Origin of the sequence: Pseudomonas sp. MF6394 (assembly GCF_002018845.1) — a bacterium.
GTDB lineage: Bacteria > Pseudomonadota > Gammaproteobacteria > Pseudomonadales > Pseudomonadaceae > Aquipseudomonas > Aquipseudomonas lactis.
Window position 1 is genome coordinate 60,619 of record NZ_MVOJ01000035.1, and the last position, 21,279, is coordinate 81,897.

The window sequence follows — 21,279 nt, forward strand, 5'->3', positions numbered from 1 at the left end:
CGGGCAGGTTTGAGTCTTCAGGCATTGGATTGAAATGCGGAGAAATTAGATGAGTGCGCTCTACATGATTGTCGGCACCCTGGTTGCTCTGGGTGTGTTGGTGACCTTCCACGAATTCGGCCACTTCTGGGTGGCGCGTCGTTGCGGCGTCAAGGTATTGCGCTTTTCCGTCGGTTTCGGCATGCCGTTGTTGCGCTGGCATGACCGCCGCGGCACTGAGTTTGTCATTGCTGCTATCCCGTTGGGCGGCTACGTCAAGATGCTCGATGAGCGCGAAGGCGAAGTGCCTGCCGACCAGTTGGACCAATCCTTCAATCGCAAGACCGTTCGTCAGCGTATTGCGATTGTTGCGGCGGGGCCGATTGCCAACTTCCTGTTGGCGATGGTGTTCTTCTGGGTCTTGGCCATGCTGGGCAGCCAGCAGGTGCGCCCGGTCATTGGTGCGGTCGAAGCGGACAGCATCGCGGCCAAGGCTGGCCTGACGGCTGGGCAGGAAATTGTATCCATTGATGGCGAACCCACCACGGGCTGGGGCGCGGTCAACTTGCAGTTGGTACGTCGCCTGGGCGAGAGCGGCACCGTCAATGTGGTGGTGCGCGATCAGGATTCCAGCGCCGAAACCCCGCGGGCATTGGCGCTGGACCATTGGCTCAAGGGCGCTGATGAGCCCGATCCGATCAAATCCCTGGGGATCCGCCCTTGGCGTCCGGCCTTGCCGCCGGTGCTGGCCGAGCTCGACCCGAAAGGCCCGGCCCAGGCTGCTGGCCTGAAAACCGGTGATCGCTTGCTGGCCCTTGATGGCCAGGCGCTGGGTGACTGGCAGCAGGTGGTCGACTTGGTGCGTGTGCGCCCTGATACCAAAATTGTGCTGAAAGTTGAGCGCGACGGTGCTCAAATCGACGTCCCTGTGACCTTGTCGGTGCGAAGCGAAGCCAAGGCAGCCGGGGGTTACCTGGGTGCCGGGGTCAAGGGTGTCGAATGGCCGCCATCGATGGTGCGAGAGGTCAGCTACGGGCCTTTGGCCGCGATTGGCGAGGGTGCGAAACGCACCTGGACCATGAGCGTGCTGACCCTCGAATCCCTCAAGAAAATGTTGTTCGGTGAGCTCTCGGTAAAAAACTTGAGTGGACCGATAACCATTGCTAAAGTGGCGGGCGCTTCTGCCCAGTCGGGTGTCGCGGATTTCCTGAATTTCCTGGCTTATCTGAGTATTAGCCTTGGGGTTCTGAATTTGCTGCCCATTCCAGTATTGGATGGGGGGCATCTGCTGTTTTATCTGGTCGAGTGGGTGCGTGGTCGCCCCTTGTCGGATCGGGTGCAGGGTTGGGGGATACAGATCGGTATCAGTTTGGTGGTCGGGGTGATGTTGTTAGCCCTGGTCAACGATCTGGGACGTCTGTAACGCTTCGCTGAATTGCGAATCTGCCGCATTTTGCGGCAGTTTGTTTATTGCCAGTTGGAATAAGAAAGGACTTCATGAAACGTCTGCTGCTAACTGCGGTTCTCACCGTATTGATGATCGCCGAAGTTCACGCCGAGTCCTTCACCATCTCCGATATTCGCGTCAACGGCCTCCAGCGGGTTTCCGCGGGTAGCGTCTTTGGTGCCTTGCCGTTGAACGTCGGGGAACAGGCGGATGATCGTCGCCTGGTGGAATCCACTCGTGCGCTGTTCAAAACCGGGTTCTTTCAAGATATCCAACTGGGTCGCGAAGGCAACGTCCTGGTCATCACGGTCGTCGAGCGACCTTCCGTCGCGAGTATCGCGATCGAAGGTAACAAGGCCATCTCCACTGAAGACCTGATGAAGGGCCTGAAGCAATCGGGCCTGGCCGAGGGCGAGATCTTCCAGCGCGCGACCCTTGAGGGTGTGCGTAACGAGCTGCAACGCCAGTACGTTGCCCAGGGCCGCTACTCCGCGACGGTGGAAACCGAAGTGATCCCCCAGCCTCGTAACCGTGTGGGCCTGAAGGTCAACATCAACGAAGGTACCGTGGCCGCCATCCAGCACATCAACGTCGTGGGCAACACCAAGTTCCCTGATGAAGACCTGGTTGACCTGTTCGAACTCAAGACCACCAACTGGTTGTCGTTCTTCAAGAACGATGACAAGTACGCCCGTGAAAAACTCTCCGGTGACCTGGAACGCCTGCGCTCCTACTACCTGGACCGTGGCTACATCAACATGGACATCGCTTCGACCCAGGTGTCCATCACCCCGGACAAGAAGCACGTCTACATCACCGTCAACGTCAACGAAGGCGAGAAGTACAAGGTTCGTGACGTCAAGCTCAGCGGCGACCTGAAAGTGCCTGAAGACCAGGTCAAGTCCCTGCTGCTGGTGCAGAAGGACCAGGTGTTCTCGCGCAAGCTGATGACCACCACCTCTGAACTGATCACCCGTCGCCTGGGTAACGAAGGCTATACCTTCGCCAACGTCAACGGCGTGCCGACCCCGAATGATGAAGACCATACTGTGGACATCACCTTCGTCGTCGATCCAGGCAAGCGTGCCTACGTCAACCGCATCAACTTCCGTGGCAACACCAAGTCTGCGGACGAAGTGCTGCGTCGTGAAATGCGTCAGATGGAAGGTGGCTGGGCTTCGACCTACCTGATCGACCAGTCCAAGACCCGTCTTGAGCGCCTGGGCTTCTTCAAGGAAGTCAACGTCGAAACCCCGGCTGTACCGGGTGTGGATGACCAGGTTGACGTGAACTACGCCGTTGAAGAACAAGCCTCGGGTTCGATCACCGCCAGCGTCGGTTTCGCTCAGAGCGCCGGTTTGATCCTGGGTGGTTCCATCACGCAGAACAACTTCCTGGGTACCGGTAACCGTGTGTCCATCGGCCTGACCCGCAGCGAATACCAGAGCCGATACAACTTCGGCTACACCGACCCCTACTGGACTGCAGACGGTGTGAGCCTGGGCTACAACGCCTTCTACCGCACCACCGACTACAAAGACCTCGATGTTGACGTTGCAAGCTATGCGATCGACAGCCTGGGTGCTGGTGTCAACGTGGGTTACCCGATCAGCGAGACGTCGCGCCTGACCTTCGGCCTCACCGCACAGCAGGATGAGATCAAGACCGGTGTGTACACCGTGGACGAAATCTTTGACTTCACCCGTCGTGAAGGCGACAAGTTCCTGAACTTCAAGGCGTCTGCCGGCTGGTCCGAGTCGACCCTGAACAAAGGCGTACTGGCAACCCGCGGCCACTCCCAGAGCCTGACTGCGGAAGTCACCACGCCGGGCAGCGACCTGTCGTTCTTCAAGCTCGACTACCGCGGCCAGTTGTTCCAACCGTTGAGCGATAACTACACCATGCGCCTGCACACAGAGCTGGGCTATGGCGACGGTTATGGTTCGACCAATGGCTTGCCGTTCTATGAAAACTACTATGCTGGTGGCTTCAACTCGGTACGTGGCTTCAAGGACAGCACCTTGGGTCCACGTGGTACGCCGAGCCGCGGCCAGGCATTTACGGGTAACCAGGGTACGCAAGTGGACTCCGACAATGACCCGCTTCCGTTCGGTGGTAACGTGCTGATCCAGGGTGGTGCGGAAATTCTATTCCCGCTGCCATTCGTGAAAGACCAGCGGTCGCTGCGTACTTCGGTCTTCTGGGACGTGGGTAACGTGTTCGACTCCAAGTGCGATCAGATCACCAACCCAAGTGGCGTGAAGTCCAACACCCAATGCAACGACGTGAGCCTCAGCAACCTGGCAAGCTCCGTGGGCGTGGGTGTGACCTGGGTGACTGCACTGGGCCCGTTGAGCTTTGCTCTGGCCATGCCGATCAAGAAACCGGATAACGCTGAAACCCAGATTTTCCAATTCTCCCTCGGCCAGACGTTCTAAGCGTCTGACCTAAGATAACGACAACGGATTCTGTAGGAGTACATCGTGCGTAAGTTGACTCAATTGGTCTTGCTGGCCACTGTGCTGGTCACCACCCCGGCCTTCGCCGAAATGAAAATCGCCGTTCTGAACTATCAGATGGCCCTGCTGGAATCCGATGCGGCCAAGCGATACGCCGTGGATGCCGAGAAGAAGTTCGGTCCGCAACTGACCAAGCTCAAGACACTGGAAAGCAGCGCCAAGGGCATCCAGGACCGCCTGGTAGCCGGTGGCGACAAGATGCAGCAAGGCGAGCGCGAGCGTCTGGAGCTTGAATTCAAGCAAAAGGCCCGTGACTACCAGTTCCAATCCAAGGAGCTGAACGAAGCCAAGGCTGTGGCCGACCGCGAAATGCTCAAGCAGCTCAAGCCGAAATTGGACAGCGCTGTGGAAGAAGTCATCAAGAAAGGTGCCTTTGACCTGGTGTTCGAGCGTGGCGCCGTGATCGACGTCAAGCCTCAATACGACATCACCCGCCAGGTGATCGAGCGCATGAACCAGCTGAAGTAAACCATGACAGCGACTATCAAACTCGGCGAGTTGGCCGAGTTCCTGGGGGCCACCTTGCGTGGCTCCAAGGAGAAAGAAATCACTGGGCTAGCCACCTTGCAGGAGGCTGGCCCAGCTCAGTTGAGCTTCCTCGCAAATCCTCAATACCGTAAATACCTGGTCGACTGCCAGGCCGCAGCCGTGTTGCTGAAGGCCGCTGACGCCGAAGGGTTTATTGGGGATGCGCTGGTGGTGGCCGACCCGTATCTGTCGTACGCCAAGGCGTCGCACCTGTTCGATCCCAAGCCGAAGGCGGCTGGCGGTATTCACCCGTCTGCCGTGATCGCCGAGGATGCCCAGGTTGACCCGACGGCCAGCATCGGCGCGTTTGCCGTGATCGAGAGTGGAGCGCGTATTGGTGCAGGCGTCACCGTGGGTGCCCACTGTTTCATCGGCGCGCGCTGCGAAATTGGTGCCGATGGCTGGCTGGCTCCTCGCGTAACCCTGTACCACGATGTGCGTATCGGTCAGCGTGTGGTCATCCAGTCGGGCGCCGTGATCGGCGGTGAGGGCTTCGGCTTTGCCAATGCCAAGGGCATCTGGCACAAGATCGCCCAAGTCGGTGGCGTATTGATCGGCGATGATGTGGAGATCGGCGTGAACACTGCTGTGGATCGCGGGGCCCTGGCCGATACCGTGATCGGTAACGGTGTGAAGCTCGATAACCAGATCCAGATCGCCCACAACGTGCAGATTGGCGATCACACCGCCATGGCCGCCTGCGTGGGGATTTCCGGCAGCACCAAGATCGGCAAGCATTGCATGCTCGCCGGTGGCGTAGGGCTGGTGGGGCATATCGACATTTGCGACAACGTCTTCATCACCGGCATGACCATGGTGACCCACTCGATCACAGAGCCAGGGGCCTATTCGTCCGGTACCGCGATGCAACCTGCGGCCGAATGGCGCAAGAGTGCCGCGCGTTTGAGGAAGATCGACGACATGGCACGACGTATCAAACAGCTTGAAAAGCGTGTCGGGGACGTGACCCCCGGCGGTAATGCTTCATCAGAAGGCTGATACCATTTCCATATCAAGTGTGCGCAGCCGCTAGACGGCCTCCTTGATTTGCTAGCGGGGCGTGCGCCTGGTGCGCCCGCCCCCAATCTTTATTACAGGCTTCCCCCCGAAATGATGGACATCAACGAGATTCGCGAATACCTGCCTCACCGTTACCCGTTCCTGCTGGTGGACCGCGTAGTGGACCTCAACGTCGAGGAAAAGCGCATTCGTGCCTACAAGAATGTCAGCATCAACGAACCATTCTTCAACGGTCACTTTCCTGCGCATCCAATCATGCCGGGTGTGTTGATCATCGAAGCCATGGCCCAGGCTGCCGGTATCCTTGGTTTCAAAATGCTCGACCTCAAGCCTGCCGACGGCACGCTTTACTATTTCGTGGGTTCCGACAAGCTGCGTTTTCGCAACCCGGTCACCCCGGGTGACCAGTTGATCCTGGAAGCCAAGTTCATCAGTTGCAAGCGCCAGATCTGGAAGTTCGAATGCCAGGCCTCGGTAGATGGCAAGCCGGTGTGCTCTGCCGAGATCATCTGTGCGGAACGCAAACTATGAGTTTGATTGACCCTCGCGCAATCATCGATCCGTCGGCCGTACTGGCCGCCGACGTTGAGGTCGGCCCTTGGTCGATCGTCGGCGCAGGTGTGGAAATCGGCGAGGGGACTGTCATCGGGCCACACGTGATCCTTAAAGGTCCGACCCGTATTGGCAAACACAATCGTATCTACCAGTTCTCCTCGGTAGGCGAAGACACCCCGGACATGAAGTACAAGGGTGAAGAAACACGCCTGGTCATCGGTGACCACAACATCATTCGTGAAGGCGTCACCATTCACCGCGGCACCGTGCAGGATCGCGCTGAAACCACGTTGGGCGATCACAACCTGGTGATGGCCTATGCGCATATCGGCCATGACAGCGTGATCGGCAACCATTGCATCCTGGTCAACAACACCGCGTTGGCAGGCCATGTGCACGTTGACGATTGGGCGATCCTCTCCGGTTTTACCCTGGTGCATCAGTACTGCCATATCGGCGCCCACAGCTTTTCCGGCATGGGCACCGCCATTGGCAAGGATGTCCCGGCGTTCGTGACGGTATTTGGCAACCCTGCCGAAGCCCGTAGCATGAATTTTGAAGGCATGCGTCGTCGCGGTTTCAGTGAAGAAGCCATCCACGCCCTGCGCCGTGCCTACAAGACGGTTTACCGCCAAGGGTTGACCGTGGAGCAGGCCCTGGCCGAGCTGGCAGAGCCTGCCACGCAGTTTCCGGAAGTCGCGGTGTTCCGTGACTCTATCCAGACCTCGACTCGCGGCATCACCCGCTGATCATGGCCACTCTGCGTATTGCGCTCGTGGCCGGTGAAGCTTCCGGCGATATCCTGGGTGCCGGCTTGATGCGGGCGCTCAAGGCCCAGCATCCGGCGGTGGAATTTATCGGGGTCGGCGGCCCGTTGATGCAGGCCGAAGGCCTGACCTCCTACTTCCCCATGGAGCGCCTGTCGGTCATGGGGCTGGTAGAAGTCTTGGGACGCCTGCGTGAGCTGCTGGCTCGCCGCAAGCTGCTGATCAAGACGCTGATCGAAGAAAAGCCTGACGTCTTTATCGGCATCGATGCGCCGGATTTCACGCTCAACATCGAACTCAAGTTGCGTCAGGCCGGGATCAAGACCGTGCACTACGTCAGCCCATCCGTATGGGCGTGGCGCCAGAAGCGCGTGTTGAAAATCCGCGAAGGCTGCGACCTGATGTTGACGTTGCTGCCGTTCGAAGCCCGGTTCTACGAAGAGAAGGGCGTGCCGGTGCGGTTTGTCGGCCACACCTTGGCTGACGCCATTCCCTTGCAGGCTGACCGTGCTGCCGCGCGCGCCGAGCTGGGTTTGCCCGATGGCCCCTTGGTTGCGTTGATGCCAGGGAGTCGTGGCGGCGAGGTGGGGCGCTTGGGTGCGTTGTTCTTTGATGCTGCCGAACGTCTGCAAGCGCAAAAGCCGGGGATTCGCTTTGTGCTGCCCTGTGCCAGCCCGCAACGCCGTGCGCAGATCGAAACCCTGCTGGAAGGTCGCAACCTGCCGTTGACCCTGCTCGATGGCCAGTCCCACCTGGCGCTGGCAGCCTGCGATGCGGTGTTGATCGCCTCGGGCACTGCCACGCTGGAGGCCCTGCTGTACAAGCGGCCGATGGTCGTGGCCTATCGCCTGGCGCCACTGACCTTCTGGATTCTCAAGCGCATGGTCAAGAGCCCTTACATTTCCTTGCCCAACCTGCTGGCACAGCGCCTGCTGGTGCCGGAGTTGTTGCAGGACGATGCAACGCCCCAAGCGCTTGCGCAAACTCTACTACCCTTGATCGAGGGCGGCGAAGAGCAGACCCGTGGTTTCGACGACATTCACCGCACGTTGCGCCGTGATGCCTCGAACCAGGCGGCCGATGCCGTACTGACCTTGATCGGCCATAAACAGGACGCCTTATGACCATGCAAATGGGCCTGGATTTCAGCCTCGTTGCCCAAGCCCACGAACTGGTGGCGGGTGTTGACGAAGTCGGGCGCGGCCCGCTGTGTGGCGCTGTGGTCACGGCGGCGGTGATCCTTGATCCGAACCGCCCGATCCTGGGGCTCAACGATTCGAAGAAACTCACCGAAGCCCGTCGCGAAAAACTCTATGACGAGATCTGTGAAAAGGCCCTGAGCTGGCATATCGCCCGGGCTGAGGTCGAAGAAATCGACGAGCTGAATATCCTGCACGCCACCATGCTGGCGATGCAGCGCGCTGTGGAAGGGCTGCACATCACCCCGAAAATGGCGATGATCGACGGCAACCGCTGCCCCAAGCTGACGATGCCGTCCGAAGCGGTGGTCAAGGGCGATAGCAAGGTTCCCGCCATTGCCGCCGCCTCGATCCTGGCCAAGGTCAGCCGCGACCGTGAAATGGCCGCGTTCGAATTGATCTATCCCGGCTACGGGATTGGCGGGCATAAGGGCTACCCGACGCCCGTTCATCTGGAAGCCCTGGCTCGGCTCGGCCCCACCCCGATCCATCGCCGCTCGTTTGCCCCGGTACGCCAGGCTTATGAGGCCCGTGAAAGCCTGATCGAGGTTTAGCAGCAAGGCTGATGCTTTTACCCCGGCCCGGTACAATCCGGGCCTTGTTGTTTTCATGTATCAAGACAGGATCACTATGCCGGCTTCATTCGTTCATCTACGCCTGCACACTGAGTACTCCCTGGTCGACGGCCTGGTACGGATCAAACCGCTGGTCAAAACCCTGGTGGGCATGAACATGCCTGCGGTCGCGGTTACCGACCAGAACAACATGTGTTCCCTGGTCAAGTTCTACAAGAACGCCATGGGCGCCGGCATCAAGCCGATCTGCGGCGCCGACCTGTGGCTGTCCAACAAAGACCCGGATAACCCCCTGAGCCGCATCAGCCTGCTGGCGATGAACGGTGTGGGTTATCGCAACCTCACCGAACTGATCTCCCGTGGCTTTATCGACGGCCAGCGCAACGGCTCGATCATCATCGAGCGCGAGTGGGTGGCCGAAGCCAGCGAGGGCCTGATCATGCTCTCGGCGGCCAAAGAGGGTGAAATCGGTATCGCGCTGCTGGGCGGCAACCCCCAGGAAGCCGAGGTGCTGGCGCGCGAGTGGATGCAGGTATTCCCGGGCCGTTTCTACCTGGAAGTCCAGCGTACCAATCGCCCCAATGATGAAGAGCATCTGCACGCTGCCGTAGCCCTGGCCGACAAGCTGGGTGCGCCGCTGGTGGCGACCAACGATGTGCGCTTTATCAAGAAAGAAGATTTCGAAGCCCACGAAACCCGCGTGTGCATCGGCGAAGGCCGGGCCCTGGACGACCCGCGCCGTTCGAAGAACTACAGCGAAGAGCAGTACCTCAAAAGCGCCGATGAAATGGCGGAGCTGTTCAGCGATTTGCCCGAGGCCCTTGAGAACTCCGTCGAGATCGCCAAGCGCTGCAACATTGAAGTAAAGCTGGGCAAGCACTTCCTGCCCAACTTCCCGATTCCCGATGGCATGACCATCGACGAATATTTTCGAAAAGTGTCGTTCGATGGCCTGGAAGAACGCCTGAGCGTCCTGCTGCCCAAGGACACCACCGAGGACTACGAAGCCAAGCGCCAGGTGTATGTCGATCGGTTGAATTTCGAGCTGGATATCATCATCCAGATGGGATTCCCCGGTTACTTCCTGATCGTAATGGACTTTATCCAGTGGGCCAAAAACAACGGCGTACCGGTAGGTCCGGGCCGGGGGTCAGGTGCTGGCTCGCTGGTGGCCTATGTACAGAAGATCACCGACCTTGACCCGCTGGAATATGACCTGCTGTTCGAACGGTTCCTGAACCCGGAACGGGTTTCCATGCCCGACTTCGACGTTGACTTCTGCATGGATGGCCGAGACCGCGTGATTGAATACGTGGCCGAAAAATATGGCCGCAACGCGGTAAGCCAGATCATCACCTTCGGTTCCATGGCCGCCAAAGCGGTAATCCGCGACGTGGCGCGGGTGCAGGGCAAGTCCTACGGTTTGGCGGACCGCCTGTCGAAGATGATCCCGTTCGAAGTCGGCATGACCCTGGAAAAAGCCTACGAGCAGGAAGAAATCCTGCGCGACTTTATCAAGGTCGATGAAGAAGCCGCCGAAATCTGGGACATGGCGCGCAAGCTCGAAGGTGTGGTGCGTAACGTCGGTAAACACGCCGGCGGTGTGGTTATCGCGCCGACCAAGCTCACCGACTTTTCGCCGATCTATTGCGATGAAGAAGGCGACGGCCTAGTCACCCAGTTCGACAAGGACGACGTGGAGGCGGCCGGCCTGGTGAAGTTCGACTTCCTCGGCCTGCGGACCCTGACGATCATCGACTGGGCGCTCAAGACCATCAACCGCGACCGTGCCAAGGTCGGCGAAGAACCGCTGGATATCGCGTTTATCCCGCTGGACGATAAACCGACCTACAGCCTGCTGCAAAAAGCCGAAACCACCGCGGTGTTCCAGCTTGAATCCCGGGGCATGAAAGAGCTGATCAAAAAGCTCAAGCCCGACTGCCTGGAAGACTTGATCGCACTGGTGGCCCTGTTCCGTCCGGGCCCGCTGCAATCGGGCATGGTGGATGACTTCATCAACCGTAAACACGGGCGCGCCGAGCTGGCTTATCCGCACTCCGACTACCAGTATGAGGGCCTCAAGCCCGTACTGGCGCCGACCTACGGCATCATCCTGTACCAGGAACAGGTGATGCAGATCGCCCAGGTGATGGCCGGCTACACCCTCGGCGGTGCGGACATGCTGCGTCGCGCCATGGGTAAGAAAAAGCCCGAGGAAATGGCCAAGCAACGCGGCGGTTTCATTGAGGGCTGCGCGACTAACAACATCGATGCCGACCTGGCCGGTAACATCTTCGACCTGGTAGAAAAATTCGCAGGTTATGGCTTCAACAAATCCCACTCCGCCGCCTACGGCCTGGTGTCGTACCAGACCGCCTGGCTGAAAGCCCACTACCCGGCGCCGTTCATGGCGGCGGTACTCTCGGCGGATATGCACAACACCGACAAGGTTGTGACCTTGATCGAGGAAGTGCGCACCATGAAGCTGCGTCTCGACGCGCCGGACGTGAACGCTTCGGAGTTCAAGTTCACGGTGAACGACGAAGGCCGCATCATCTATGGCCTCGGCGCGATCAAGGGCGTGGGCGAAGGCCCGGTGGAGGCCATTACCGAAGCGCGTCAGGACGGGCCGTTCAAAGACCTGTTCGATTTCTGCGCGCGGGTGGACCTCAAGCGCATCAACAAGCGTACCCTCGATGGCCTGATCCGCAGCGGCGCACTCGACCGTCTTGGCCCGTACTTCCATGATGAGCCGAAGGCTTACCAGGCTAATATCGACCGCAACCGCGCGGTACTGCTGACCGCCATGGAAGAGGCGATCAAGGCTGCCGAACAGACTGCCCGTACCCATGACAGCGGCCACGCCGACCTGTTTGGCGGGCTGTTCGTCGAAGAAGATGCCGATGTCTACGCCAACCACCGCAAGGCCAAGGAACTGACCCTCAAGGAACGTCTGAAAGGTGAGAAAGACACCTTGGGCCTCTACCTCACCGGCCACCCGATTGACGAGTACGAAGGCGAAATCCGCCGTTTCGCCCGTCAGCGCATCATCGACCTGAAACCGGCGCGGGATACCCAGACCGTCGCCGGCATGATCATCGCCCTGCGGGTGATGAAAAATAAGAAGGGCGACAAGATGGGCTTCATCACCCTCGATGACCGCTCGGGCCGCATCGAAGCGTCATTGTTTGCCGACGCGTTCCACTCCGCCCAGTCGCTGCTGCAAACCGACGCCATGGTGGTGGTGGAAGGGGAGGTCAGCAATGATGACTTCTCCGGTGGTCTGCGCCTGCGTATCAAGCGGGTGATGAGCATGGAAGATGCCCGCACCAACCTGGCCGAGAGCCTGCGCCTGAAGGTCAAGACCGAAGCGCTTAGAGGCGATCAGCTACGCTGGTTGGGGGACTTGCTCAAACGCCACCGTGGCGCATGCCCGGTGACCATGGAGTACACCGGTAGCGATGCCAAGGCCATGTTGCAGTTTGGTGAGACGTGGCGAATTGATCCCGCTGATGGCTTGATTCAAGCTTTGCGTGACCAGTTCGGGCGAGACAACGTCTTCCTCCAATACCGTTGACGGTCAGATGAGTCTGATCTCGACTAAACATTTAATCTCGACCTAAACGCGCCTCTCCCTTAAGGTAGGGCGCGAATAGACAACCGGCTGGCCAGGCACCCCTTGGCCGTCGACCCAAGACGGACGCTTATGAACCCGAATTTTCTTGATTTCGAACAGCCGATCGCTGACCTGCAAGCCAAGATCGAAGAGCTGCGCCTGGTCGGCAATGACAATTCGCTGAATATCGGCGATGAGATCGCTCGCCTGCAAGACAAGAGCAGCACGCTCACCGAAGACATCTTCGGCAAGCTGACCAGCTGGCAGATCGCGCGCCTGGCTCGCCACCCGCGCCGTCCTTACACCCTGGACTACATCGAGCACATTTTCACCGAGTTCGACGAGTTGCATGGCGACCGTCACTTCTCCGACGACGCGGCCATCGTGGGCGGCATCGCTCGCCTGGACGACCAGCCGGTGATGGTGATCGGTCACCAGAAAGGCCGTGAAGTGCGCGAGAAAGTACGCCGCAACTTCGGCATGCCGCGCCCGGAAGGCTACCGCAAGGCGTGCCGCCTGATGGAAATGGCCGAGCGTTTCAAGATGCCGATCCTGACCTTCATCGACACGCCGGGTGCCTACCCAGGTATCGACGCCGAAGAGCGCAACCAGAGCGAAGCGATTGCCTGGAACCTGCGCGTCATGGCCCGCCTGAAAACCCCGATCATCGCCACCGTGATCGGTGAAGGTGGTTCTGGCGGTGCGCTGGCCATTGGTGTCTGCGACCAACTGAATATGTTGCAGTACTCGACCTACGCAGTGATCTCGCCGGAAGGTTGTGCCTCGATCCTGTGGAAAACCGCCGAAAAGGCGCCGGACGCTGCCGAAGCCATGGGCATCACCGCCGATCGCCTCAAAGGCCTGGGTATCGTCGACAAAGTCATCGCCGAGCCACTGGGCGGTGCCCACCGTGACCCGGCTGCGGCTGCTGCGACCATCCGTGCCGAGTTGGGTTCGCAACTGGCGATGCTCAAGAAGCTGGATAACGAAGCGCTGCTGGCTCGTCGTTATGAGCGCCTGATGAGCTACGGTCTCTAAGAGCGACGTAGTACCCAAATGTGGGAGCGGGCTTGCTCGCGAAAGCGGTGTATCAGACACATATACAGTGGCTGACAATCCGTATTCGCGAGCAAGCCCGCTCCCACATTTGTTTTGTGTAAGCTGGTTTATTTCATTCCAGATGAATGGCGGTACTTTGTCATGACGCCCAGCTTATCCGCCAACCTCCTGCAAACCCTAGCCCCTTGGCGTAACGCCCCGGCCTGGCACGTCGCGTTCTCGGGTGGCCTCGATTCCACTGTGCTGCTGCATCTTCTGGTCACTCTGACAAAGTCCGAAACATTACCTCCCCTCAGCGCGGTCCATATTCACCATGGCCTGCAGGCTGCCGCAGAGGTATGGCCTGCTCATTGCCAAGCGGTATGCGACAGCCTGGGCGTGCCCCTGCGGACCATGCGCGTGCAGGTGCAGCCTGGCGCCAGTCTTGAACGTGCGGCCCGCGATGCGCGCTACCAAGCATTCATGCAGATCATGGGGGCAGGGGAGGTGCTTTTCACCGGCCAACACCGCGACGATCAAGCCGAAACCCTGCTGTTTCGCCTGCTGCGTGGTGCCGGCGTGCGAGGGTTGGCAGCTATGCCTGAGCATCGTCCCTTAGCGCAGGGCCACTTGGTGCGGCCGTTGCTGGCGTTCTCCCGTCGCGAACTGGAAGCCTACGCCCATCAGCATCAGTTGCAGTGGATCGAAGATCCCTCCAATGCTGATCCACGGTTTTCCCGCAATTACCTGCGTCACCGCGTATTCCCAACCCTGACGGAACGCTGGCCCCACGCGATCACCCACCTGGCTCGCACGGCTGAGCATATGGCTGAGGCGCAAGGGCTGCTCGACGAGTTGGCGCTGATGGACCTGCAGCGCGCCGATCAGCCTTCTACGTTTCCCTGGTTGCCTCTGCCGTCTCTGGCGCTTGAACCATTGCGCGAACTATCCGATGCCCGCCAGCGCAACGCCCTGCGGCATTGGCTGATGCCACTGACCCGTTTACCCGACAGCGACCACTGGGCCGGTTGGCATGCCCTGCGCGATGCCAAGGGTGACGCACAGCCCCTGTGGCGGCTGGCCGACGGTCAAATGCAGCGTAGCGGTGAACGCATCTGGTGGTTGCCCTCAACATGGTCGGAGTTTTCCGACGCATCGGTGAGCTGGCCCGATGCGCAAAATCCACTAGAGTTAACGGGCAATGGTCAACTGAAGTTTATCGGCAAGGCGCCCGAAGGCCCGCTGCAGGTTCGTTATCGCCAAGGTGGCGAAATCATCGACGTACCGGGCCGAGGCCGGCGTGATCTCAAGCGTCTGCTGAATGAAAGCGGCATGCCGGGCTTCGTCCGTGGCAGATTGCCGCTGGTCTATCGGGGCGAGCAATTGCTGGCTGTGCCAAGCGTTGCGGGGGCATGGGCCCGGTCGGTGGGTGAGGTGCAATTGGATTGGTTGCCACAGACCTGCGATCAAGGTTTGAGCTGATAGCGCCTTTCCGGTAGACTACGCTCCCTTCTTGATACAACTTCTGTGGATTCGCCTGAATCGCAGTCGTTGCCGATTACCAAGCAGTCTTTGCTGGGCGATTCCAAAAAATGTGTAGCGATCAACGTACCGGTGTTTCATTGCTGGTCTGTCACAACGCGGCGGTTTTTTTGAAAGGTGCACTGTGATTAATGCAGGTGATCGGGGGCTTCGGCCTTCCTTCGCTTTCCCCGGCGGCTCGGACCGCTTTAACGCAGACTTCTAGGGTTTTTCATGACGCGCTACATATTCGTCACGGGCGGTGTTGTTTCTTCATTGGGGAAAGGCATTGCCTCCGCTTCATTGGCGGCCATCCTGGAGGCGCGGGGACTTAAGGTCACCATGCTCAAGCTGGACCCGTACATCAACGTTGACCCGGGCACCATGAGCCCGTTCCAGCACGGTGAAGTGTTCGTCACCCACGACGGCGCCGAGACCGACCTGGACCTGGGCCACTACGAGCGGTTCATCCGCACGACCATGACCCAGAACAACAACTTCACCACCGGCCGTGTCTACGAGCACGTGCTGCGCAAAGAGCGCCGTGGTGACTACCTGGGTGCAACCATCCAGGTGATCCCGCACATCACCGACGAAATCAAGCGCCGCATCATCAAGGGTGCAGGCGATGCCGACGTGGCGATGGTCGAGATCGGTGGCACCGTGGGTGACATCGAGTCCCAACCGTTCCTCGAAGCCATCCGCCAGTTGCGTTTCGAAGTTGGCGCCAAGCGCGCGATGCTGATGCACCTGACACTGGTGCCCTACATCGCCACTGCCGGCGAAACCAAAACCAAGCCTACCCAGCACTCGGTCAAGGAACTGCGCTCCATCGGCCTGCAGCCGGACGTGCTGGTATGCCGCTCCGATCACCCGATCGACATTTCCTCGCGCCGCAAGATCGCGCAGTTCACCAACGTTGAAGAACGTGCGGTAATTGCCCTGGAAGACGCCGACACCATTTACAAGATCCCAGGCATTCTGCATTCGCAAGGGCTGGATGATTTTGTGGTCGAGCGTTTCGGCCTGCAGTGCGGCGGCGCCGACCTGTCCGAGTGGGACGCGGTTGTCGACGCCAAGCTCAACCCTGAGCATGAAGTCACCATCGCCATGGTCGGTAAGTACATGGAGCTGCTGGACGCGTACAAGTCGCTGATCGAAGCCATGAGCCACGCCGGTATCAGCAACCGTACCAAGGTCAACCTGCGCTACATCGACTCCGAAGACATCGAGAACCAGGGCACCGCGCTGCTCGAAGGTGTTGACGCGATCCTCGTCCCCGGCGGTTTCGGCCTGCGTGGCGTGGAAGGCAAGATCACTGCCGTGCAGTACGCCCGTGAAAACAAGGTGCCGTACCTGGGTATCTGCCTGGGCATGCAAGTGGCCGTTATCGAGTTCGCCCGTAACGTGCTGGGCTGGAAAGACGCCAACTCTACCGAGTTCGATCACAGCAGCGGCCATCCAGTCGTGGGCCTGATCACCGAGTGGGAAGACGCCACTGGCGCCGTTGAAACCCGTACCGAAAGCTCCGACCTGGGTGGCACTATGCGCCTTGGCGCACAAAACTGCTTGCTGGAGCCGGGTTCGCTGGTTCATGACTGCTACGGCAAGGACGTGATCGTCGAGCGCCACCGCCACCGTTATGAAGTGAACAACAACCTGCTGCCGCAGATCAAGGAAGCCGGCCTGAAGATTTCCGGTCGCTCCGATGATGGCAAGCTGGTTGAAGTGGTCGAAGCACCGGATCATCCATGGTTCGTGGCCTGCCAGTTCCACCCGGAGTTCACCTCGACGCCGCGCGACGGTCACCCGTTGTTCAGTGGTTTCGTCAAAGCAGCACTGACGCAACATCAGAAGAAGGCGTAAACCTGATGGCCCAGAAGATCATTCGCGTAGGCGACATCGAGATTGCCAACGACAAGCCCATGGTGCTGTTTGGCGGCATGAACGTGCTGGAAAGCCGCGACATGGCGATGCAGGTGTGTGAGGAGTACGTGCGGGTCACCCAGAAACTGGGTATCCCTTATGTCTTCAAGGCCAGCTTCGACAAGGCCAACCGTTCGTCCGTGACCTCCTATCGCGGCCCGGGCCTTAAAGAAGGCATGCGGATCTTCCAGGACATCAAGCAAGCCTTCGGCGTGCCGATCATCACCGACGTGCACGAGCCTGAGCAGGCTGCCGTGGTCGCCGAGGTGTGCGACATCATCCAGTTGCCGGCCTTTCTGTCGCGCCAGACCGACCTCGTGGTCGCCATGGCCAAGACCGGCGCTGTGATCAATATCAAGAAAGCCCAGTTCCTCGCCCCCCAGGAGATGAAACACATCCTGAGCAAGTGCGTGGAAGCGGGTAACGACCAGTTGATCCTCTGCGAGCGGGGTTCAAGCTTCGGCTACAACAACCTCGTGGTGGACATGCTCGGTTTCGGCATCATGAAACAGTTCGAATACCCAGTGTTCTTCGACGTGACCCACGCGCTGCAAATGCCCGGTGGTCGTTCGGACTCCGCTGGCGGGCGACGTGCCCAGGTGACGGACCTGGCCAAGGCGGGCATGAGCCAGTCGCTGGCGGGCCTGTTCCTTGAAGCTCACCCAGACCCGGACAACGCCAAATGTGATGGCCCATGCGCCCTGCGCCTGGACAAGCTGGAGCCATTCCTGGCCCAGCTCAAGCAGTTGGACGAGCTGGTCAAGAGTTTTCCGACGGTAGAGACCGCGTAACTGGCATTTCTCCGGTAGAATTTCCCACGCTTTACGCTCAGGCCCCCGGGCCTGAGCCTTGTCGTCTGCAAGCCTGCCCCGTTGTTCCACCCTTGCGGTCGGTCAAAAGATTTCCTTCAGCTGCGTCGTTTTCGTCAACTTTGGAGTGTTTACAACAATGGCAAAAATCGTCGACATCAAAGGTCGTGAAGTTCTCGACTCCCGTGGCAACCCCACCGTCGAAGCCGACGTGCTTCTCGATAACGGCATCATCGGCAGCGCCTGCGCGCCGTCCGGTGCTTCCACCGGTTCGCGCGAAGCGCTGGAACTGCGTGATGGCGACAAGAGCCGTTACCTGGGCAAGGGTGTACTCAAGGCTGTAGCCAACATCAACGGTCCGATTCGTGACCTGTTGCTGGGCAAGGACCCGCTGGACCAGAAAGCCCTGGACCACGCGATGATCAAGCTCGACGGCACTGAAAACAAAGGCAGCCTCGGCGCCAACGCCATCCTCGCGGTGTCCCTGGCAGCTGCCAAGGCGGCTGCGCAGGACCAGGACCTGCCGTTGTACGCACACATTGCCAACCTGAACGGCACCCCTGGCGTCTACTCGATGCCGGTGCCGATGATGAACATCATCAACGGTGGCGAGCACGCGGATAACAACGTCGACATCCAGGAATTCATGGTGCAGCCGGTTGGCGCCAAGTCCTTCTCCGAAGGCCTGCGCATGGGCACCGAGATTTTCCATCACCTCAAGGCTGTACTGAAGGCCCGTGGCCTGAGCACTGCCGTGGGTGACGAAGGTGGTTTCGCGCCGAACCTGGCCTCCAACGAAGATGCACTCAAAGTCATCTCCGAAGCTGTCGCCAACGCTGGCTACAAGCTGGGCACCGACGTGACCCTGGCCCTGGACTGCGCTGCCAGCGAATTCTATGAAGACGGCAAGTACAACCTGTCCGGCGAAGGCCAGGTGTTCAACTCCGAAGGTTTTGCTGAATACCTCAAGGGCCTGACCCAGCGCTACCCGATCATCTCGATCGAAGACGGCCTGGACGAGTCCGACTGGGATGGCTGGAAAATCCTCACCGACAAGATCGGCGAGAAAATCCAGCTGGTGGGCGACGACTTGTTCGTGACCAACACCAAGATCCTGAAAGAAGGCATCGACAAGAAGATCGCCAACTCTATCCTGATCAAGTTCAACCAGATCGGCACCCTGACCGAAACCCTGGAAGCCATCCAGATGGCCAAGGCTGCGGGCTACACTGCCGTGATCTCCCATCGCTCCGGCGAAACCGAAGATTCCACCATTGCCGACCTGGCCGTGGGTACTTCGGCGGGCCAGATCAAGACCGGTTCCCTGTGCCGTTCCGATCGCGTGTCCAAGTACAACCAATTGTTGCGCATCGAAGAGCAATTGGCAGGTAAAGCTAAGTACAACGGTCGCGGCGAGTTTCGCGGCTAAGCAGTAAATGGTAAAAAGTCGGCGGATTACGTCAGAAATCTCACGAAAGTGTGAATTTCGGCGCTAATCTGCTGACTGACAAGCGCAAGCCTGGTTTTACCAGGCTTTGTGCTATCAGTTGCTGCAAAAGGTTTGCATGACTGTCTTTTTTCACTGGATACCCGGATTTCGATGCGCAGTCCCAATTGGTTGTTCCTCGTCTTGCTCTTGTTGCTGGCTGGCCTGCAGTACCGCCTATGGGTCGGTAATGGCAGCTTTGCGCAGGTAGAAGAGTTGACCCAGCAAATTGCCGACCAGCGTGCCGAAAACGAACGCCTGCTGGAGCGCAACCGCGTCCTCGACGCTGAAGTGCTTGAGTTGAAAAAAGGCACGGAGACCGTTGAAGAGCGGGCTCGTCATGAGTTGGGCATGGTCAAGGAGGGCGAAACCCTCTACCAGTTGGCCCAATGAGCCACGATTTACCGGCCTTCTGGGCCGTGATTCCTGCCGCGGGCGTCGGTGCCCGTATGGCCGCGGACCGTCCCAAGCAGTACCTGCAACTGGGCGGGCGCACTATTCTCGAACACAGCCTCGGCTGTTTTCTCGACCATCCCTCCCTCAAGGGCCTGGTGGTCAGTCTTGCAGTTGATGATCCTTATTGGCCCAGCTTGGCGTGCGCCAACGACCCGCGTATCCAGCGTGCCGACGGCGGCTCGGAACGTTCCGGCTCGGTTCTCAATGCGCTGCTGCAACTCAATGCCCTGGGCGCCAGTGATGAAGACTGGGTCTTGGTGCATGATGCTGCGCGGCCTAACCTGAGCCGTGATGATCTCGACAAGCTCCTGGCGGAACTGGCCGATGATCCGGTAGGCGGCCTGCTGGCAGTGCCCGCGCGCGACACCCTCAAGCGTGTCGACAAGCATGGCCGTGTGGTGGACACCATCGATCGCAGCTTGATCTGGCAGGCCTACACACCACAGATGTTCCGCCTGGGCGCCTTGCATCGCGCCTTGGCGGACAGCCTGGTGGCCGATGCGCTGATCACCGATGAAGCCTCGGCCATGGAGTGGTCCGGGCAAGCGCCGCGCCTGGTTGAAGGGCGGTCGGACAATATCAAGGTGACTCGGCCGGAAGATCTGGAGTGGTTGAAGTTGCGCTGGGCTAACCGGCGGTAACTTGTCAGACCGAGTTGGCCTCATCGCAGTATAGATATCGACACAACTTAGAGCCGACGCTGGACCTGTGGCGAGGGAGCTTGCTCTGGTGACGACCTGACTGCCGACGCTTATCTACCTGACACCCCACGATCCAACTGTGGGAGCTGGCTTGCCTGCGATGACGGCCTCCCAGCCGACACCCATCTACCTGACACCCCACAATCCAACTGTGGGAGCGGGCTTGCTCGCGAAGGCGGCCTGGCAGGCGACACTGTTATCCGTGTACATATCCATTCCTGCGGTAACGGCCACTTAGGGTTCCGCTCTGACAGCGGCTCACTTTTGAAAAGCGCAAAAGTAAGCAAAACGCTCATGCCCCACCACTCGGCACCTCGCTTAGGCTCGGTGTGCCCGAACGCAGGCTTGAATCCGTGGGCCGCCGCCACGCGCCATCCATGGCGCGAGGCGGCTAACCCGGCGTCCTGCCGGGTTACCCACGAATTCAAGCCTACGTCCGGCCAGCGTGGTTTAACGGGGCGCCTGAGATCAAAAGCAGATCAAGATCAAGAGCGGCTCGCTTCGCATCGTGGTTACGGTCGCTACAGAGTTGTGTAGATACCTATGGCTATCAGGCAAGCCGCCTCCCACATTTGATCGCTGCCATAACAAACAACTCAGCCAACTGTGAGCCGGGCTTGCCCGCGATGAGCATAGGTATCTACATAACTTTGTGGGCTGTAGCAGCAGGCGGTAACCACGATGCGAAGCGAGCCGCTCTTGATCTGCTCTTGATCTCAGGCGCCCCGTTAAACCACGCTGGCCGGAATTCGACAGGGATTTGGGGGGTAAACCGGCAGGGATGCCGGTTTAGCCGCCCCGCGCCATGGATGGCGCGTGGCGGCGGCCCCCCAAATCACTGGCGGATTACGGGCACACCGAGCCCAAGCGAGGTGCCGAGTGGTGGGGCATGAGCGTTTTGCTTACTTTTGCGCTTTTCAAAAGTGAGCCGCTGTCAGGGCGGAACCCTAAGTGGCCGTTACCGCAGGAATGGATATGTCCCCGATAAACTGTGTCAGCTGTCAGGCCGCCTTCGCGAGCAAGCCCGCTTGTATGCTAGGACTTGAAGGGAGGAGAAGGGACAAAGCCCGATTCTGACTGTTGACGCAGTACAGACCGTGGGAGATTTCGCCCCTCCTCCTTTCACCCAAGCGCCGA

General features: G+C 59.4%; 16 protein-coding genes. All 16 read left to right on the plus strand.

Annotated elements, in window-relative coordinates; translation table 11 throughout:
• The first annotated feature begins 49 nt into the window (after positions 1–49).
• The 16 genes from rseP to ispD all read left to right on the plus strand — a co-directional run bounded on the left by rseP (position 50) and on the right by ispD (position 20,082).
• Positions 50–1,402 (plus strand): sigma E protease regulator RseP, encoded by a 1,353-nt coding sequence (rseP, locus tag MF6394_RS27325; RefSeq protein WP_032893184.1) that lies wholly within the window; start codon positions 50–52, stop codon positions 1,400–1,402.
• A gap of 74 nt (positions 1,403–1,476) precedes the next feature.
• On the plus strand, positions 1,477–3,864 hold the full coding sequence (gene bamA, locus MF6394_RS27330; RefSeq protein WP_020300966.1) for an outer membrane protein assembly factor BamA: 2,388 nt from the start codon (positions 1,477–1,479) through the stop codon (positions 3,862–3,864).
• A 45-nt stretch (positions 3,865–3,909) separates the two neighbouring features.
• Entirely contained in the window at positions 3,910–4,413 is a 504-nt protein-coding gene (locus tag MF6394_RS27335; protein ID WP_003189173.1) for an OmpH family outer membrane protein, read from the plus strand.
• 3 nt (positions 4,414–4,416) lie between these two features.
• The gene (gene lpxD, locus MF6394_RS27340; protein WP_047712739.1) at positions 4,417–5,472 is read left to right on the plus strand and encodes a UDP-3-O-(3-hydroxymyristoyl)glucosamine N-acyltransferase; all 1,056 of its coding nucleotides are present in this window, start codon (positions 4,417–4,419) and stop codon (positions 5,470–5,472) included.
• 111 nt (positions 5,473–5,583) lie between these two features.
• Positions 5,584–6,024, plus strand: a complete 441-nt coding sequence (gene fabZ, locus MF6394_RS27345; protein WP_003172281.1) for a 3-hydroxyacyl-ACP dehydratase FabZ — start codon at positions 5,584–5,586, stop codon at positions 6,022–6,024.
• The gene (gene lpxA / locus MF6394_RS27350) at positions 6,021–6,797 is read left to right on the plus strand and encodes an acyl-ACP--UDP-N-acetylglucosamine O-acyltransferase (protein ID WP_032893181.1); all 777 of its coding nucleotides are present in this window, start codon (positions 6,021–6,023) and stop codon (positions 6,795–6,797) included. The genes fabZ and lpxA overlap by 4 nt, the downstream gene beginning before the upstream one ends.
• A gap of 2 nt (positions 6,798–6,799) precedes the next feature.
• Positions 6,800–7,939 carry a lipid-A-disaccharide synthase gene (gene lpxB / locus MF6394_RS27355; RefSeq protein WP_078467935.1) on the plus strand — a complete coding sequence of 380 codons (1,140 nt, stop codon included), beginning with the start codon at positions 6,800–6,802 and terminating at the stop codon, positions 7,937–7,939.
• Between the two features lie 2 nt (positions 7,940–7,941).
• Positions 7,942–8,568: a ribonuclease HII gene (gene rnhB, locus MF6394_RS27360; protein WP_161793220.1), complete on the plus strand. Its 627-nt coding sequence runs from the start codon at positions 7,942–7,944 to the stop codon at positions 8,566–8,568.
• Between the two features lie 76 nt (positions 8,569–8,644).
• Positions 8,645–12,166 (plus strand): DNA polymerase III subunit alpha, encoded by a 3,522-nt coding sequence (dnaE, locus tag MF6394_RS27365; protein WP_078467936.1) that lies wholly within the window; start codon positions 8,645–8,647, stop codon positions 12,164–12,166.
• Between the two features lie 129 nt (positions 12,167–12,295).
• Positions 12,296–13,243, plus strand: a complete 948-nt coding sequence (locus MF6394_RS27370) for an acetyl-CoA carboxylase carboxyltransferase subunit alpha (protein WP_003189182.1) — start codon at positions 12,296–12,298, stop codon at positions 13,241–13,243.
• Positions 13,244–13,405: 162 nt separating this feature from the next.
• The gene (tilS, locus tag MF6394_RS27375; RefSeq protein WP_078467937.1) at positions 13,406–14,725 is read left to right on the plus strand and encodes a tRNA lysidine(34) synthetase TilS; all 1,320 of its coding nucleotides are present in this window, start codon (positions 13,406–13,408) and stop codon (positions 14,723–14,725) included.
• Between the two features lie 273 nt (positions 14,726–14,998).
• A complete protein-coding gene (locus tag MF6394_RS27380; RefSeq protein ID WP_047712743.1) occupies positions 14,999–16,630 on the plus strand; it encodes a CTP synthase in 1,632 nt (543 codons plus the stop codon).
• Between the two features lie 5 nt (positions 16,631–16,635).
• Positions 16,636–17,481, plus strand: coding sequence for a 3-deoxy-8-phosphooctulonate synthase (gene kdsA, locus MF6394_RS27385; RefSeq protein WP_078467938.1), 846 nt, complete (start codon positions 16,636–16,638; stop codon positions 17,479–17,481).
• A gap of 157 nt (positions 17,482–17,638) precedes the next feature.
• The gene (gene eno, locus MF6394_RS27390) at positions 17,639–18,928 is read left to right on the plus strand and encodes a phosphopyruvate hydratase (protein WP_003189193.1); all 1,290 of its coding nucleotides are present in this window, start codon (positions 17,639–17,641) and stop codon (positions 18,926–18,928) included.
• 171 nt (positions 18,929–19,099) lie between these two features.
• Complete coding sequence (ftsB, locus tag MF6394_RS27395; RefSeq protein ID WP_003189195.1) at positions 19,100–19,378, plus strand: cell division protein FtsB; 279 nt, start codon at positions 19,100–19,102, stop codon at positions 19,376–19,378.
• Positions 19,375–20,082, plus strand: coding sequence for a 2-C-methyl-D-erythritol 4-phosphate cytidylyltransferase (gene ispD, locus MF6394_RS27400; RefSeq protein WP_044272541.1), 708 nt, complete (start codon positions 19,375–19,377; stop codon positions 20,080–20,082). The genes ftsB and ispD overlap by 4 nt, the downstream gene beginning before the upstream one ends.
• Positions 20,083–21,279 lie beyond the last annotated feature (1,197 nt).

What these genes read in the sequence shown, in the direction of transcription:
- dnaE (WP_078467936.1), top strand. Translation starts at nt 8,645, where the DNA reads ATGCCGGCTTCATTCGTTCATCTACGCCTGCACACTGAGTACTCCCTG.
- tilS (WP_078467937.1), top strand. Translation starts at nt 13,406, where the DNA reads ATGACGCCCAGCTTATCCGCCAACCTCCTGCAAACCCTAGCCCCTTGG.
- ftsB (WP_003189195.1), top strand. Translation starts at nt 19,100, where the DNA reads ATGCGCAGTCCCAATTGGTTGTTCCTCGTCTTGCTCTTGTTGCTGGCT.
- eno (WP_003189193.1), top strand. Translation starts at nt 17,639, where the DNA reads ATGGCAAAAATCGTCGACATCAAAGGTCGTGAAGTTCTCGACTCCCGT.
- bamA (WP_020300966.1), top strand. Translation starts at nt 1,477, where the DNA reads ATGAAACGTCTGCTGCTAACTGCGGTTCTCACCGTATTGATGATCGCC.
- lpxB (WP_078467935.1), top strand. Translation starts at nt 6,800, where the DNA reads ATGGCCACTCTGCGTATTGCGCTCGTGGCCGGTGAAGCTTCCGGCGAT.
- ispD (WP_044272541.1), top strand. Translation starts at nt 19,375, where the DNA reads ATGAGCCACGATTTACCGGCCTTCTGGGCCGTGATTCCTGCCGCGGGC.
- MF6394_RS27370 (WP_003189182.1), top strand. Translation starts at nt 12,296, where the DNA reads ATGAACCCGAATTTTCTTGATTTCGAACAGCCGATCGCTGACCTGCAA.
- MF6394_RS27380 (WP_047712743.1), top strand. Translation starts at nt 14,999, where the DNA reads ATGACGCGCTACATATTCGTCACGGGCGGTGTTGTTTCTTCATTGGGG.
- lpxD (WP_047712739.1), top strand. Translation starts at nt 4,417, where the DNA reads ATGACAGCGACTATCAAACTCGGCGAGTTGGCCGAGTTCCTGGGGGCC.
- kdsA (WP_078467938.1), top strand. Translation starts at nt 16,636, where the DNA reads ATGGCCCAGAAGATCATTCGCGTAGGCGACATCGAGATTGCCAACGAC.
- lpxA (WP_032893181.1), top strand. Translation starts at nt 6,021, where the DNA reads ATGAGTTTGATTGACCCTCGCGCAATCATCGATCCGTCGGCCGTACTG.
- rseP (WP_032893184.1), top strand. Translation starts at nt 50, where the DNA reads ATGAGTGCGCTCTACATGATTGTCGGCACCCTGGTTGCTCTGGGTGTG.
- fabZ (WP_003172281.1), top strand. Translation starts at nt 5,584, where the DNA reads ATGATGGACATCAACGAGATTCGCGAATACCTGCCTCACCGTTACCCG.
- rnhB (WP_161793220.1), top strand. Translation starts at nt 7,942, where the DNA reads ATGCAAATGGGCCTGGATTTCAGCCTCGTTGCCCAAGCCCACGAACTG.